Annotated in this window: 14 protein-coding genes and 1 pseudogene; 7 read left to right on the top strand and 8 right to left on the bottom strand. The window is 71.9% G+C overall.

What is annotated here, in order from left to right:
* Nucleotides 1–28: 28 nt before the first annotated feature.
* Entirely contained in the window at nucleotides 29–604 is a 576-nt protein-coding gene (locus tag M8C13_RS00560) for a hypothetical protein (protein WP_252478401.1), read from the top strand.
* Between the two features lie 53 nt (nucleotides 605–657).
* Here M8C13_RS00560 and M8C13_RS00555 read toward each other — a convergent pair whose 3' ends face one another.
* From M8C13_RS00555 to M8C13_RS00540, 4 genes are all read right to left on the bottom strand, one after another.
* Nucleotides 658–1,845: a cytochrome P450 gene (locus M8C13_RS00555; protein ID WP_252478400.1), complete on the bottom strand. Its 1,188-nt coding sequence runs from the start codon at nucleotides 1,843–1,845 to the stop codon at nucleotides 658–660.
* Between the two features lie 87 nt (nucleotides 1,846–1,932).
* Nucleotides 1,933–2,733, bottom strand: coding sequence for an ABC transporter ATP-binding protein (locus tag M8C13_RS00550; RefSeq protein ID WP_252478399.1), 801 nt, complete (start codon nucleotides 2,731–2,733; stop codon nucleotides 1,933–1,935).
* Nucleotides 2,730–3,704 carry an iron ABC transporter permease gene (locus M8C13_RS00545; RefSeq protein WP_252478398.1) on the bottom strand — a complete coding sequence of 325 codons (975 nt, stop codon included), beginning with the start codon at nucleotides 3,702–3,704 and terminating at the stop codon, nucleotides 2,730–2,732. The genes M8C13_RS00550 and M8C13_RS00545 overlap by 4 nt, the downstream gene beginning before the upstream one ends.
* Nucleotides 3,705–3,805: 101 nt before the next feature.
* Nucleotides 3,806–4,801, bottom strand: a complete 996-nt coding sequence (locus M8C13_RS00540; protein WP_252478397.1) for an ABC transporter substrate-binding protein — start codon at nucleotides 4,799–4,801, stop codon at nucleotides 3,806–3,808.
* Between the two features lie 125 nt (nucleotides 4,802–4,926).
* Between M8C13_RS00540 and M8C13_RS00535 the strand changes: the two genes are divergently transcribed.
* Nucleotides 4,927–6,096: an MFS transporter gene (locus M8C13_RS00535; protein WP_252478880.1), complete on the top strand. Its 1,170-nt coding sequence runs from the start codon at nucleotides 4,927–4,929 to the stop codon at nucleotides 6,094–6,096.
* Nucleotides 6,093–6,743, top strand: a pseudogene (locus M8C13_RS00530) (hypothetical protein); the annotation flags it as partial. The gene M8C13_RS00535 and the pseudogene M8C13_RS00530, both read left to right, overlap by 4 nt.
* On the opposite strand, the gene M8C13_RS00525 reads toward M8C13_RS00530, so the two are convergent.
* The 3 genes from M8C13_RS00525 to M8C13_RS00515 all read right to left on the bottom strand — a co-directional run bounded on the left by M8C13_RS00525 (nucleotide 6,708) and on the right by M8C13_RS00515 (nucleotide 8,841).
* Nucleotides 6,708–7,826 (bottom strand): hypothetical protein, encoded by a 1,119-nt coding sequence (locus tag M8C13_RS00525; protein WP_252478396.1) that lies wholly within the window; start codon nucleotides 7,824–7,826, stop codon nucleotides 6,708–6,710. The pseudogene M8C13_RS00530 and the gene M8C13_RS00525 sit on opposite strands and share 36 nt — an antisense overlap.
* A 302-nt stretch (nucleotides 7,827–8,128) precedes the next feature.
* Entirely contained in the window at nucleotides 8,129–8,644 is a 516-nt protein-coding gene (locus tag M8C13_RS00520; protein WP_252478395.1) for a hypothetical protein, read from the bottom strand.
* 44 nt (nucleotides 8,645–8,688) lie between these two features.
* Entirely contained in the window at nucleotides 8,689–8,841 is a 153-nt protein-coding gene (locus tag M8C13_RS00515; protein ID WP_252478394.1) for a hypothetical protein, read from the bottom strand.
* Between the two features lie 101 nt (nucleotides 8,842–8,942).
* On the opposite strand from M8C13_RS00515, the gene M8C13_RS00510 reads away from it, so the two are divergent.
* The gene (locus tag M8C13_RS00510) at nucleotides 8,943–9,503 is read left to right on the top strand and encodes a helix-turn-helix domain-containing protein (RefSeq protein WP_252478393.1); all 561 of its coding nucleotides are present in this window, start codon (nucleotides 8,943–8,945) and stop codon (nucleotides 9,501–9,503) included.
* Between the two features lie 10 nt (nucleotides 9,504–9,513).
* Complete coding sequence (locus tag M8C13_RS00505) at nucleotides 9,514–12,231, top strand: VWD domain-containing protein (RefSeq protein ID WP_252478392.1); 2,718 nt, start codon at nucleotides 9,514–9,516, stop codon at nucleotides 12,229–12,231.
* 167 nt (nucleotides 12,232–12,398) lie between these two features.
* Here M8C13_RS00505 and M8C13_RS00500 read toward each other — a convergent pair whose 3' ends face one another.
* Complete coding sequence (locus tag M8C13_RS00500; protein WP_252478391.1) at nucleotides 12,399–13,211, bottom strand: SDR family NAD(P)-dependent oxidoreductase; 813 nt, start codon at nucleotides 13,209–13,211, stop codon at nucleotides 12,399–12,401.
* A gap of 166 nt (nucleotides 13,212–13,377) precedes the next feature.
* On the opposite strand from M8C13_RS00500, the gene M8C13_RS00495 reads away from it, so the two are divergent.
* Both M8C13_RS00495 and M8C13_RS00490 read left to right on the top strand, forming a co-directional pair.
* Complete coding sequence (locus M8C13_RS00495; RefSeq protein WP_252478390.1) at nucleotides 13,378–13,704, top strand: PadR family transcriptional regulator; 327 nt, start codon at nucleotides 13,378–13,380, stop codon at nucleotides 13,702–13,704.
* Nucleotides 13,701–14,057, top strand: a complete 357-nt coding sequence (locus tag M8C13_RS00490; protein ID WP_252478389.1) for a DUF1048 domain-containing protein — start codon at nucleotides 13,701–13,703, stop codon at nucleotides 14,055–14,057. Before M8C13_RS00495 ends, M8C13_RS00490 begins: the two co-directional genes overlap by 4 nt.
* The last annotated feature ends 1 nt before the right edge of the window (nucleotide 14,058 follow it).

Genomic DNA, 14,058 nt, shown 5'->3' with positions numbered 1-14,058 from the left:
CACTTACCCTGCAAGTGAGGACATCGCTATGATCAGTAAGCTCATCTTTCGGTACGGGTTGATAGCCGCGGCCGTCTCGGCCATGGCGTTCCTGGGCCCGGCCACCCAGGCGGGTGTCGTGTTCGAAGGTCAGGCGACCTCGGCCGCGCTGCCGATGGCCAACCCGCAGGCGGACGCCTCCCTGGGCCACCCGACCTCGGTCATCGACGTCCAGCCCGGTCAGCGCGACACCGCCGCCGAGCCGGCCGCGGGCATCCTGGCCTGGCCCGCGCCGACCCGGCGCAGCTTCCACCTCACCAGCTCCTGCCAGCCCTACGCCGCGACGATCAGGCGGGGCGCGGCCGCGTGGAGCGGGCTGACCGAGGGTGCTGGCACGCCGGTGGAGTGCACCAACAGCTACATCACCAACTGTGGTGGCGGCTCCCGGGTCGTCGGCTGCAACTGGGGCCGGGGACAGCGGATCGCGCTGTTCATGCGCGGAGTCGGCGACGGCGCCCTGCTCGCCGCGCACGAGTTCGGGCACAACTGGTACGGGCACTCGACCTACCGGTGCGCGGGCTGGGGCAGCCCGCAGGAGGTCATGGCACCCTCCATCTGCAACTAGCGCAGCAGAGGACCGCATCGGTGTGGCGCGAACGGCCACACCGATGCGGATCTTCACCAGCGCACGAGCACCTTCTCCACGCCGCCGGTGAGGTCGCCGGTGACCAGGGGCATGTCGTCCAGGTCGGTGGCCAGGCTCAGGGCCGGGAAGCGGCGGAACAGGGCGGGGAAGACGATCCGGAGCTGGATGCGGGCGAGGTTGAGGCCGAGGCAGACGTGCCTGCCGCCGCCGAAGGCCAAGTGCGGGTTGGGTTTGCGGTCGGGGCGGAACTCCTCGGGGTCGGCGAACACCGTCTCGTCCCGGTTGGCCGAGTCGTTGGAGACCAGCACCAGGTCGCCGCGGCTGATGGTGATGCCGCCGATCTCCACGTCCTCGCGGGCGTAGCGGACCAGGCCGAGGCCGTGCGGCGCGGACAGGCGCAGGATCTCCTCCACCGTGGACTGGACCTGGCCCTCGGGGTCGGCGGCGAAGGCTGCCCGCCGGGACGGCTCGGACAGCAGGTACAGCACGCCGAAGTCGATGCGGGTCGCGGTGGTCTCGTGACCGGCGAACAGCAGCGCGATGACCAGCTGGGCCACCACCTCGTCGGTGATGGTGGCATCGCCGGCCTGCGCGGCGACCAGGTCGGAGATGACGTCGGGACCCGGGTTCGCGCGTTTCGCGGCGGCCAGGCGGAAGGTGTATTCGACGAACTCGCCGAACGCGGCCTGGCTGGCCGCCCCGTCGTCGATGAGGCCGAGGTTCCTGGACAGGCGGCTGAAGTGGTCCTGGTCCGCGGCAGGCACGCCGAGCAGCTCGCTGATCGCCAGCGCAGGCAACGGAAACGACACCAGCTCGTGCAGGTCGGCAGGCGAGCCCGCGGCCGCCAGGTCGTCGAGGCACTCCTCGGTCAGCTCGTGGATCCGGTCGGTCAGGCGGCGCATCCGGGGCGCGGCGAACGCGGGGGTCAGCACCGTGCGCAGCCGGGCGTGCTCGGCCTGCTCGGTCTCGTAGTCGCCGCTGGCGCCGCCACCCATCGCCGACTGCGACAACCGGGCCGCCTGCGCCGGATCGGGGTGCGAGCGGCCGAAGCGGGGGTCGGTGAAGGCCTGTTTCACCGCCTCGTAGCCGAGTACGAGCCAGGCCGGATCACCGGCCGGGGTGGTCACCCGCACCAGCGGCGCCTCGCGGCGCAGCGCCTGGTACTGCGGCGCCAGCGACAGCGGGTTGGGCCGGTCGAGCGGTAGTTGGAGTCCGGACATGCGCTTCCTCCCCAGGTCGTGGGCATGCCAGAGCCATAGTGGCCAAAACTGGAGAATTCACAAGCTTTCGGAGTTCGCCGGATTCTGTTAACGGGCGGCGCCGCTCGGCGCGGTGCGCAGGCGGTCGGTCGTGCCCCGGTACACCACCGCGAGGTTGCCCGCGCTGTCCCGCCCGACCTCGGCGTCGACCTCGAACACCTCGGCAAGCCGTTGCGCGGTCAGCACTTCCGGCGGCGACCCGGCCGCGACCAGCCTGCCGTGGTGCAGCAGCACGAGCTGGTCGCAGAAGCGGGCGGCCAGGGACAGGTCGTGCAGGGCGGTCAGCACGGTCTGCTCGGTGGTGGAGAGCAGGTCCAGCAGGTCCAGCTGGTGGCGGATGTCGAGGTGGTTGGTCGGTTCGTCGAGCAGGATCGCCCACGGTTGCTGGGCCAGGGCGCGGGCGATGTGGGCGCGCTGGCGTTCGCCGCCGGAGAGGGTTTTCCAGTGCCGGTCCCGGAAGTCGGTGAGGTCGACCCGGTCCAGCGCGGCCTCGACGATCGCGTGGTCGGTCGCGCCGGCCGCCCGCCAGCCGGGGCGGAACGGGGTGCGGCCCAGGGCGACCACGTCGGCCACGCGCAGGTCGCTCTCGGTCTCGGTGGCCTGTTCGACGAAGGCGATGTGCTGGGCGATCTTCCGCACGCTCCAGCCGGAGATGTCCTGCTCGTCGTAGCGCACCCTGCCCCCGCTGGGCGCGCGGAGCCCGGCCAGGCAGCGCAGCAGTGAGGACTTGCCGGAGCCGTTGGGGCCGATCAGGCCCACCGTCTGTCCAGAGTGGACGGTGAAGGTGATGTCGTCCACGATCGTGCGGCCGGGCACCGACCAGGTGACCGCCTCGGCGCTGATCCTCACAGCTCGCCCCGCCTGCGCAGCACCAGCAGGAACAGCGGCACGCCGACCAGCGCGGTGAACACCCCGACCGGCACCTCACGCGGCGCGAAGGCGACCCTGGCCAGCGCGTCGGTCCAGACCAGGAACACCGCACCGGCCATCGCGGTGAACGGCAGCAGCACCCGGTGCAGCGGGCCGACCAGGAAACGCACGCCGTGCGGCACGATCAGGCCGACGAAGCCGATCGCGCCGACCGAGGCCACCGCCACCGAGGTCAGCAGCGCGGTGGCGACCAGCAGCACCAGCCGGGTGGTGCGCACGTCCACGCCCACCGAGGCGGCGGTGTCCGAGCCGAAGGCGAAGCCGTCCAGAGCGCCCGCGCACAACCAGATCACCACCAGGCCCACCGCACCCGCGATCGCGCACACCAGCACCGCGTCCCAGCGGGCCGAGGCCATCGAGCCCAGCAGCCAGTAGGTGATCGCCCTGGTGGTGTCCGGATCCGCGGAGGCCATCAGGATCAGCGAGGTGATCGCGGCGAATAGCTGACCGACGATCACGCCGGTGAGCACGATCCGCGCGGTGTGCATCCCGCTGCGCCGCAACAGCAGCATCATCAGCCCGAAGGACAGCAGCGCACCGGCCAGCGCGCCGCCGGTCACCCCGAGCGCGCCCGCGCCTGCCCCGAGGACGACCACCACCACCGCGCCCGCCGAGGCGCCGTTGGACACGCCCAGCAGGTACGGATCGGCCAGCGCGTTGCGGGTGACGCCCTGCAGCGCGGCCCCGCAGACCGCCAGCAGGGCCCCGACCAGCGCGGCCAGCAGCACCCTGGGGATGCGCAGCTCCCAGATCACCGAGTCCAGCAACCGGGGGAGCGGGGTCACCGGCAGGCCGAGCCGGACGCCGAGGGTGCGGCCGATCTCGGCGAAGCCCACGCCGCTGACCCCGATCCGGACCGCGAGCCCCATCGAGACCACGAGGACGGCCAAGCCGAACCAAGAAGACCGCGGCGGTGGACCAGCCGGTGCGACCGCGCGGCCGTTTCGCCGCAGGCGGTTCGGTGTGCGAGCGGGCGCTGGGATGTAACAGGTCAGCCGAGGACACCGAGCGCCTTCATTCCCTCGGTCACCAGGCGCAGGGTGTTGGCGCTGCGCACGGTGGGGTCCAGCTCGATGCCGGGCACCTGGATGATCCGGTTCTGCTTGACCGCGCTCAGCTGGGAGACCACCGGGTGCTCGCGCATCATCTTGATCTTCTCCGCGGCGCTGTCGCCTGGCGAGCCGCGGTCGGCGAGGTCACCGACCACGATCACGGTGGGGTCGCGCCGGGCGATCTCCTCCCACGGCACCTCCGGCCACGCCTGGTCGATGTCGTCAAAAGCGTTGGGAGCGCTCAAGATGCGGCTCATGTCGCTGGGCATCCCGTTGCGGCCCGCGACATACGGCAGGCCCTTGAACACCGAGTACAGGTAGACCACGGTCGGTTTGTCGGCCCGCCCGGCTCCTGCCGCCTCGGCCTGCTTGACCACCTCGCGCTGCTGGGCGATCAGCGCGGTGGCGCGGTCGGGCACGCCGAAGACCTTGCCGTAGTTCTCGTAGTCGCGGAACAGCCGCTCGAACGGGGTGAGGCCCGGCAGGTCCTTCGGGCAGTCGACCGCGCTGACGTAGGAGGGCAGGCCCAGCGTCCGCAGCTCCTCGCGGGTGCCCACCTTGTCCTTGGTGAAGTTGGCCGCGAAGGAGCTCACCGCCAGGTCCGGGTTGGCCGCGCGGAGCTGTTCGCCGGTGAGCGCCTTGGGGTTGAGCACCGGGATCTTGTCGTAGGCGGCCTGGTGCTCGGGCAGGACCTTGGTCACCCGGTAGGCGGTGCCTGCCATCCGCTCGCCGAGGCCCAGCGCCAGCAGCGTCTCGGTGGAGGACTGCTCCAGCGTCACCACGCGCTCCGGCGGCTTGTCCAGGCGGAGCTCCTGGCCGCAGCTGGACACGGTGACGGCATTCTGGGCGGGCGCGGCGCTGTCCGCGGGCGTCGCGCACGCGGTCACCAGGACCACCGCGGCGAGTGCGCAGCCCATCCGGGCGTAGTGCGGCAAGCGGGCCTCCTGTTGGCTGTGCTGCGAGCTGCTTGCAACCGCAAGGGAGTTGCGATAAACACCCTAGGGCACCGACAACGGTTTTCAATAGTCTGAGGAGCGGCATCCTGTCCACCGCCACCGTCCTGCGGGACCGGACCTTCCTACGGCTCTGGACGGGAACCACCGCCTCCGGCCTGGCCACCTGGGCGCTGCCCTTCATCCTCGGCCTGGCCGTGCTCGACCGGAGCCTGAGCGCGGTCTCCCTCGGCATCGTGCTGGCCGCGCGGACCGTCGGCTTCCTGATCGCGGTGCCGCTGGGCGGGGTGCTCGCCGACCGGCACTCCCGGCGCGGTGTGGTGCTGTGGTCGGGCCTGCTGGCCGCCGCGGCCACCCCGGTGATCGCCTGGGGCCTCGGCGAGTCGCTCACGCTGACCGCGATCGCCGCCGCCCTGGTCGGCGCGGGCCAGGGCGCTTGCCGCCCGGCGTTCCAGGCCCTGACCGCGGAGGTGGTGGACCCCGGCCGCCGCCAGCAGGCCAACGCGGCGATGACCCTGGCCGTACGGGTGAGCACCCTGCTCGGACCGGGCCTGACCGCGCTGCTGGCCACCGTGCTGGACATCCCCGCCCTGCTGTGGGGCACCGCCGCGCTGTGGCTGCTCGCCGCCCTGCTCCCGCCGCCGGGCACCGCGGATCACGCGCCGAGCGAACGCGCGTCCCTGGCCGCCGAGTTCGCCGAGGGCCTGCGGGAGGCGCGCAGGCATCCCTGGTTCGTGGCCGGACTGGGCGCGCTGACCGCCGTGATCGCCACCGGCTACTCCGCCACCGGCGTGGCCCTGCCCCTGATCAGCCGCGACCGGTACGGCTCGGAGGTGGTGCTGGCCGCCGCGCTCACCGCCTACACCGCGGGCGCGCTGGTCGGCGCGCTGATCATCGCCCGCTGGCGGCCGCGGTCGCAGGGCTGGGCCGCGCTGGCCGGGCTGGGTTGTTACGGCCTGGCCCCGCTGAGCCTGATCGCCGACGTGCACCCCGCGGTGGTCATCGCCGCCTACGTGGTCACCGGGATCGGCATCGAGCTGTTCAACGTGCCCTGGTTCACCGCCACCCAGCGCGAGGTCGACCCGCGCCTGCTGGCTCGAGTGTCCTCTGTGGACTTCCTGTTCTCCTACGGCCTGGCCCCGGCAGGCCTGGCCCTGATCGCACCGGCCATCAACGCCTTCGGCCTGACCGCCGTGCTCGCCGGCTGCGCCGTCGTCTGCTTCGCCGCACCGGGCCTGGCGGCCCTGGTGCCCAGCTCCCGGAGGTTCGCCCGATGACCGCCCTTGGCGTGCTGCCCCAACGACATGACATCAGCGCGGTGGCCGGGGCCCGGGCCGCGCTGGCCGCCGATGGCGCGGTCCTGCTCACCGGCCTGCCCGCCACCGCGGACGGCCTGATCGTCGGCGCGGCCAGCCTGCTCGGTCCCCGGCTGCGGCAGCTGTTCCCGCTGCGGGAGCGCGCCAGCCAGGACGGCGGCCCGGTGGACCTGCACGCCGACAGCTTCAGCATCGTGGTCGACATCGCCGGAACCCCCACTCGCAGAAGGGATCCGGACGAGGACTTCGTGTTCGTGCAATGCGTCCGGCCCGCGCCCAGCGGCGGTGACTCCTTCGTCGCCGACGCCTACCGCTTCGTCGACGAGCACGCCACCCCCGAGCTCCGCGAGTTCCTCACCAGCGCCGACGTGGACCTCTACGGCCAGTGGGGCGACATCCGCGGCGTGCCCGCGATGCCGCTGGTGGCCCGGCACGTCGAGCACACCCGCACCGGCCGCCGGATCGTCCGCCGCACTGACGGCGCCCTGCCGCTGCACCGCGACCCGGACGCCGAGCACATCAACGACATGCTCGGCGTCTTCACCGAGGCCGTGCGGGAGATCCAGCCCGGCCTACCGCGGTTCCGGCCGGAGGCGGGGGAGATCCTGGCCGTCGACAACTACCGCTGCTGGCACGGCAGGGACCCGCACACCGGCGACCGGATGGTGCGAATCCTCACCGTGCGCACCGCCGACGCCCGGTAGCGCGGCGCAGGGCAGGGTGCCACCGCGCAAGGCGTGTCCGCCGGTGTTGCCGTCATCGGCCCACAGCACCGGTTTCCGGCCCGCGGCACAGCTCTCCGGCGGCGCGATCGCGAAGCCCTCGTTGTTCAGGTTGGACATCCGCGCCGGGCGTTCGTGGACGGCGGTGGCGGTGAACCGGCCGCCGGTCACGGTCAGCGTGCTGGCGCGACCCTGACAGGTGTTGTCGCACACCGCCCACAGCCGCCCGGTAGCGGTCTCGAACTCCAGGCCCATGATCTTCGGCAGACCGCTCGGGATGGTGGCGACCCTGGTGTACTTGCCGCCTGCCTGGTCGAGCGCGTAGGCGTAGATGGTGCCGTTGTCCTCAAGGCCGACGAAGTACAGGCCGCTGCCGTGGCCGGGGTAGGTGGCGGGGTGATAGGCCGCCTTGGTGCGTTCGTCGCGGAAGCCACTGGCGGTGAGCGCGGTGTCCGGGACCCAGGTGATGGCCTCGGGCCCGCTGTTGGCGGAGACCTTCGGCAGGTCCGCGGTGAGGTCCCATTCCGCGGTCGCGTTGAGCGTGCGGGAGGCGGCAGCGGGGTCGAAGCGCAGGACCTTCGCCGAGCTCACCCCGCTGTTGTCGCCGTCGCGCTCGGTGGCCGCGAACACCCCGTCCGGCGTGGCCACCACGCCCTCGGCATCGGGATCGCCACGGCCGTCGCGGTAGCGCAACGCCCAGCCACCGCTGGGATCGGGCCGCCACCCGGACCCGTCCGGCACCAGGCGGTAGAGCGTGCCGGGGCCGTTTCGCACTGCCCACAACACGTTGGGTCCCTGGAAGGCCAGGCCGCTGAGGTTGGCGCCGAAGATGTTCGAGGCGTCGGCGGTGCTGATCTCGGCGCTGCCCGGCCACTTGGCGATCGGCGGTGCGGCCAGCGCGGGCGCGGCGGGCAGGGTCGCGGCGAGCACGGACAGGGCGGCGAGCAGGGAGCTGACTGGGGCACGCATGGCGAACTCCTTGGCGCGCAGGGGCCACGGCAAGCTACGAGAACCAGTTAGGAAGGGAAGTTAACTAATGGCACTGTAGCCAGCGCGGTGCTGCCTGTCCACGGTGGAATTCCCTACCCGGCCAGGCCCTGCTGAAACCGTTGGCGGAACGGGGCCGCGTCGGGGCACACCCTGTGCGCGCTTCGCGTCAGCGACCGCGCCTGGCCGCAGTCGCCTGCGTTCCAGCTCGGCCATCGCCCTCGCCGAGGAGGACCAGCGCCTGGTGCTGTGGCTGCGGCTCGGCGACCAGCCCGGCCGGTGACTCAGAGCGCGGCCAGCACCGTCGCGCGCTCCTCCGCCGTCATCCGCAACCCCACCTGGGAGCCATCGGCGAAGCTGAGCCGCAGGTACGGCACATCGCCGCCGACGTCCTCGGCCTCGGGCCGGGAATCGGTCCCGCTGCGCCAGCACACGGTGAAGTCCTCGCCGTTCTCCTCCACCACCGCCACCGCGGCACCGTCGCTGACCACCCACCGGTCTAGCTGGTCGATCTCCTCGTCGAAGCCGACGAACCGGCCTGCGTCGGTGTGGATGAACCCGGCAGGCGGCGTGTGGCGACTCTCATCGGTCATGTCACTGGCGCCACCGAACAGACTCTCCACGAAGCCGAGCGCGACGGTGAACCCCATGCCCACCTTGCGCCGCAGACCATGTCCGCTGCTGACCACCTCGGTGGAGGGCACCACGGTCAGCGGGGTGAGCACCACCGGAGGACCGAAGGAGGGCATCAACTCCGCCAGGCAGGCGCGCACGCGCTCGGCTGTCCGCTGCGATTCCATGCCACCATCCTGCCGGTAGCCCCCGGTGGCCGCGCCACCGGACGCTAGCCCACGTAGTGCAGGCAGAACGGCAGCGGCTGCTCCCACAAGATGTTGACCCGGGTGAGGATCGCGCTGTTGACCACGGTCACGTTCTCGACCATCATCCGCGCCCCGCCGAGTCCTTCGCCGTGGAGGAAGCCCTCACTGATGGACACCGCGACCGGCTGGCTGGCCGAGCGCGCTGGGGGAGAGGGCGTCCCGCTGAGCGAGACGCGAAGGGGGCTCGGTGCGACCACAGGGAGGAACTGGGCGAGGAGTGCTGGAAGGCACCTTCGTCCTGCTGGCGGAACTGGCCCGGCTCGGTGAGGCCGGACCGGCCGAACTCGCCGCCGCCACCGGACTGCCCAAGGCCACGGCCCACCGGTTGCTGGTCCAGCTGCTCGCCCTGGGCGCGGTGCAGCGCCGGTCCGGGCGTTACCGGATGGGACCGCGGATGGCCGAGCTGGGACAGGCCTGGCAGCCCGACCCGGCCCTGCGCGCGGCGGCGGAAGTTCCCCTGCGCCAACTCGCCACGGCAGTGCGCGGCGAGCGGATCAGCGTGGCCGTGGTCGCCGAGGCGCGGGCGCGGGACCTGGCCATCGATCACGCGGCCGATCTGGGGCTGCCGGTCTCGTGCATGGCTGCGCCGATCCGCGACCGCACCGGCGGGATCACCGCCTTGCTGGGCGTGGTGGTCCTGGACCAGCGGAACCTGCGGTCCCTGGCCGAGCCGCTGCGGCGCGCGGCCGCCATGGTCAGCGCCCGGCTCCGGGCGCCTGGCTGCCCGCACGGGCGTTCTCGGGGGCAACACCGTTCATCGTGGCCGGCGCGGCCCTAGGGTGCCGATCATGGGGAGGACGATGCGCGCCGCGCTGCTGGGAGTGCTGCTGGCCGGGTTCAGCCTGGCCGCGCCCACGGCCGCGGCGGCGGAGACGCCGATCGAGGTGTCGATCCAACAGCGGGACGACGCCCGCGGGCCGGACGGGCTGACCATGACCGTCACCAACCGGGGCGACCGGCCGTGCACGCTGGCCGCCACCGCAGCGGGCACGGTCGAGGTGCTGTCGGTGACCCGGGACGGGCAGCCGGTCGAGCCGGAGTTCATCCAGACCGCGTACCACGCCGGGTTCGACGCGATGCTCACCGCCACCGCCCGGCAGGTGGCGCCCGGGCAGAGCCTGTCCTTCCCGCTGACCGCGGACGCCGCGCTGGCCGCGGTCAGCCCGGTGCCCGCGGGCGGCCTCGGCTCGCACTGGGCACTGGAGCGGCCAGGCCGCTACGTGGTGACCGCCGCCTACCGCATGCCAGCCGGAACGGCGGCCGATGACGGCCCGGTGTGCGACGGCGCGAGCGCCCCGGCCACCGCGGCGCTGGAGGTCGGGTCAGCCGGCAACGGGTTGTCCTGGCTGGTGATCGCCGGGATCGCGGTCGGCGCGCTGGTCCTGGTGCTGCTGGTGGTCCTGCTGCTGCGGCGGCGCAGCCGCACCGGGGTGGTGGTGCTGGTGCTGCTGGCAGTGGTGGCCGGGCAGTTCGCGCCGCCGCGGGTGGCGCGGGCGGCCATCCAGGTCGTCGACGGCGGCGACGCCGGGTTCCGGGCCACGGCCGAGGGCTGCCTGTCGCTCTTCCGCGGCAACGACCCCAAAGGGCCGCCGCGCGGGCCGCTCGACCCAGCGAAGATCATGCCCTTCCTGGACGGCCCCTTCAAGGTGTGGATCAAACCGGTCAAGGGCGAGCTGAACGTCAGGGCGCACACCACCCCGGACTGGGCCACCATCTACTGGGACCACGACAACCACAAACCGTTGCACGGGGATCCCACCGTGAGCTACGACCCGTGCTCGGCGCTCTACCACGAGCTGACCCACGCCTTCGACGGCGGGAACAACCAGCTCGCCGAGGGGGAGTGCGCCGCGGCCAAACCCGGCAAGTCCGGCACACGGGTGCCCATCAGGGATGTCCGGGCGGTCCGGGCGGAGAACGAGTTCCGCGCCAGCCAAGGTTTCCCGCCGCGCAACAGCTACGGTCCCCGGCCGCTGCCGCCGGGCAAGGAACTGGACGCGGCGAAGATCAAGGCCGACTGCGACAAGGGCAAGGACAGCAAGCCGGCCAGGGGTGGACCCAGCCGCAGCGACCTGGTGCCGGGGGGCAGCGTCGGCGACCCGCACCTGACCACCTTCGACCGCAGGGAGTACGACTTCCAGGCGGTCGGGGAGTTCGTGCTCGCGCGGGCCCCGCAATGGGAGGTGCAGGTCCGGCAGGCCCCGCTGGCCGGCAGCCGCACCGTCTCGGTCAACCAGCAGGCGGCCCTGCGCGTCGGCGCGGACCGGGTGGTCTTCGACCTGGCCGCCGACTCGGGCGCACCGCGGATCCTGCTCAACGGCAGGCAGATCCACCCCCTCGACGAGCGGCTGCCCGGCGGGGGCCGGATCGTGGCCATCGAGGAGGGGCACACCGTGACCTTCCCCGACGGCTCCGAGGCCGACATCGACCCGATCGGCCGCTGGGGCCTGCACGTGCTGCTGTTCCCCCGCCCGGAGCTGGGGGGCAAGCTCAGCGGCCTGCTCGGTGACCTCAACGGCGATCCGGGCAACGATCTGTCCACAAAGGACGGCAAGCCGCTGCCGGAGAAGCCGTCCCGGGAGCAGCTCTACGGCGAGTTCGCCGACCGGTGGCGGGTGGGGGCGAACGACCCGCTGCTGGACTACCCGGCCGGGCGCGGCACCGCCGACTACACCGACCGGTCCTTCCCGGACAAGGAGATCAGCGTCGCCGACCTGCCCGCGCCACGGCGGGACGCCGCACAACGCCGCTGTGCCGCCCTGTGGGTCTCCGGCCAGGCGCTGGACGGCTGCACCCTGGACCTGGCGCTCACCGGCCAGACCGCCTTCGCCCGCAGCGCGGCGGCGATGACCGAGACGATGACCCGAGGACCACAACCCCGGCCGCGCCCGGGTGAGCAGGGCGTGTTGCGGGACGGTTCCACCGTCTCCGGCCGGGTGGACAAGCCCGGCACGGTGCACACCTACCGCCTGGAACTGGGTGATGCCACGGTGTTCCGGCTGCACGAGGTGCGCGGTGACCTGCACGACCGCGGCAAACTGGAGGTCAACCTCGAGGGCCCGTACGACCCGGACTCACCCGGCTTCACCATCACCAGCGTGTACCAGTACCGGGTGCTCAAGGGCGGCAAGTACACCTTGACGGTGACCGGGGACGACGGGGCGACCGGCAACTTCGCCTTCCGCCTCAACACCGCCAAGGAACGCCGCATCCCGGCCGGCCTCGGCGACACCGTGCGCGGCACCCTGGACGTGCCGGGCCGGGTCGACCTGTACGGCTTCCAGGCCACCGCGGAGGTGCAGCTGGTTCCCGTCGACGGCTCCGGCTGTGAGTTCACCATGGCCCTGGTGGAGGACGGCGCGTCGCTGACGGCGCACACGCCGCACGGGGTGTGCTACGGAGTGGGGATGGGGCGGCTGGAGCCGGGGAAGCGGTACGTGCTGGCCGTGTGGTCGAGCGAAGGGCGGACCGGGACGTACTCGTTCCGGTTGACCGGCGAGAACTGACCTGCGCGACTCCGGCGCGTCGACCACCGTCGACCCCGAGGCGCCCGCCTACACGCTGCGTGACCTCGCCGCGCTGCCGACGCTCGTGGTGCACGGTCGTGGCAACCGGTTCTTCCCGGTCGGCAACGGCGAGGCGCTCGCGCGGTAACCATTGACCGGACTCCTGATCAGGCCGCGGTGTAGCCGCCGTCAATGGTCAGGATGCTGCCGCTGACCCAGGATGCGTTGCCGGAGGCCAGGAACAGGGTCGCGTTGGCCACGTCCTCGGCGTGGCCGAGCTCCGGCCATGGGGTCTTGTCGCGCAGGAGCCGGTTCAGGTCTGGGTCGTCGATGAGCGGGCGGAGCATCGCGGTGTGCAGGAAGCCGGGGCAGACGGCGTTGATGTTGATGCGCTCGGCGGAGAAGTCGACGGCGAGCTGGCGGGTCAGGTTCACCACCGCGCCCTTGGCGGTGCAGTAGGCGGGCGCCTGGGGCAGGCCGACCAGGCCGCCGGTGGAGGCGATGTTGACGATCCGGCCGCGGGCGCCGTCGACGATGTTTTGGCTGCGCATCTGGGTGACCGCGGTCTTGCAGCCCAGCCACACGCTCTTGCAGTTGATCAGCATGGTGCGGTCGAACTCGGCTTCGGTCTCCTCGACGATGGTGTGCGGGGCGTTCAGGATGCCCGCGTTGTTCACCATGATGTCCAGCCGTCCGAAGGTCTGGACCGCGCGGTCGACCACGGCTTGCACGTCCGCGGCATCGCTCGCGTCGGCGTCGAGGTACTCGGCTGTGCCGCCGTTGGCCCGGATCACCTCGTCGGTGTCCCGGTCGGCGTCGGCCTCGTAGCCACCGTCCTTTGTGGACTTGCGGAGGTCGGAGCAGACGACGTTGGCGCCCGCCGTGGCCAGGGCGAGGGCGATGGCACGGCCGTTGCCGGAGCTGGAACCGGTGACGGCGGCGGTATGTCCGGCCAGGTGGGCCATGAGCGCATCGGTCATGAGTGGACGGTAGGGCGGACGCCGGGATTGACCCCATGCGCGGGATTGCGGTGTGCCGGTGGGGAACTGCGGTGGACCGGGGGTTGCCAAGTCGCCGGTACTCCGTGATACGTTGTAGTAGTACCCAGTGCCACTGAGTACTGGGCGGATCGAATGAGGACCCACGATGGACGACCTGACGGAGATGCTGAAGGGCACGCTTGAGGGCTGCGTGCTGGAGATCATCGGTAGCGAGGAGACCTACGGGTATGCCATCACGCGTCGGCTGAACGAGCTCGGATTCGCCGACGTGGTCGAGGGCACGGTGTACACCATCCTGTTGCGGCTGGAGAAGAACGGGCTGGTCGAGGTGACAAAACGACCGTCCGGGCAGGGCCCGCCGCGCAAGTTCTACGCCCTCAACGACGCGGGGCGGGCGGAGCTCGCCACGTTCTGGGCGAAGTGGGAATACATCACATCACGGATCGACAAGCTCAAGGAGGGCGGGGCATGAACTTCTGGGAGACCATCACCGGCAGCGATCTCACCAGGGACTGGAAGGCGTTCGAGGCCAGGGCCGAGGCATTGCCCGCCGACTACCGGGCGGCCTGGGAAGAGATCAAGGGACACCTTTCCCTCTACTCCGACTTCACCGGCCGGAACCTGACGCCGATTTTCGACGGCGCGCTGGGGCTGCTCGAAGAGACCGCGGCCGACGGGCAGAGCGTGCACGAGGTGCTGGGTGAGGACATCAAGGGCTTCTGCGCGGCGCTGGCCGGCGAGGAACGGGGCCGGACCTATCGCGACCGGTGGCGCGAGCAGCTGAACCGGAACGTCGCGCGGAAACTGAACCGGCTGGGAGGCTGAC

It is taken from the genome of Crossiella sp. SN42 (assembly GCF_023897065.1).
In the GTDB taxonomy this organism is placed as follows: Bacteria; Actinomycetota; Actinomycetes; order Mycobacteriales; family Pseudonocardiaceae; genus Crossiella.
Note: the sequence above shows the minus strand (reverse complement) of the source record. Positions and strands in the feature narration are given on the sequence as shown.

Bases quoted from the DNA above. Each gene is read 5' to 3' on its own strand.
- M8C13_RS00560 (WP_252478401.1), top strand. From the start codon at position 29: ATGATCAGTAAGCTCATCTTTCGGTACGGGTTGATAGCCGCGGCCGTC.
- M8C13_RS00525 (WP_252478396.1), bottom strand. From the start codon at position 7,826: ATGCGTGCCCCAGTCAGCTCCCTGCTCGCCGCCCTGTCCGTGCTCGCC.
- M8C13_RS00490 (WP_252478389.1), top strand. From the start codon at position 13,701: ATGAACTTCTGGGAGACCATCACCGGCAGCGATCTCACCAGGGACTGG.
- M8C13_RS00555 (WP_252478400.1), bottom strand. From the start codon at position 1,845: ATGTCCGGACTCCAACTACCGCTCGACCGGCCCAACCCGCTGTCGCTG.
- M8C13_RS00500 (WP_252478391.1), bottom strand. From the start codon at position 13,211: ATGACCGATGCGCTCATGGCCCACCTGGCCGGACATACCGCCGCCGTC.
- M8C13_RS00520 (WP_252478395.1), bottom strand. From the start codon at position 8,644: ATGGAATCGCAGCGGACAGCCGAGCGCGTGCGCGCCTGCCTGGCGGAG.
- M8C13_RS00495 (WP_252478390.1), top strand. From the start codon at position 13,378: ATGGACGACCTGACGGAGATGCTGAAGGGCACGCTTGAGGGCTGCGTG.
- M8C13_RS00505 (WP_252478392.1), top strand. From the start codon at position 9,514: ATGGGGAGGACGATGCGCGCCGCGCTGCTGGGAGTGCTGCTGGCCGGG.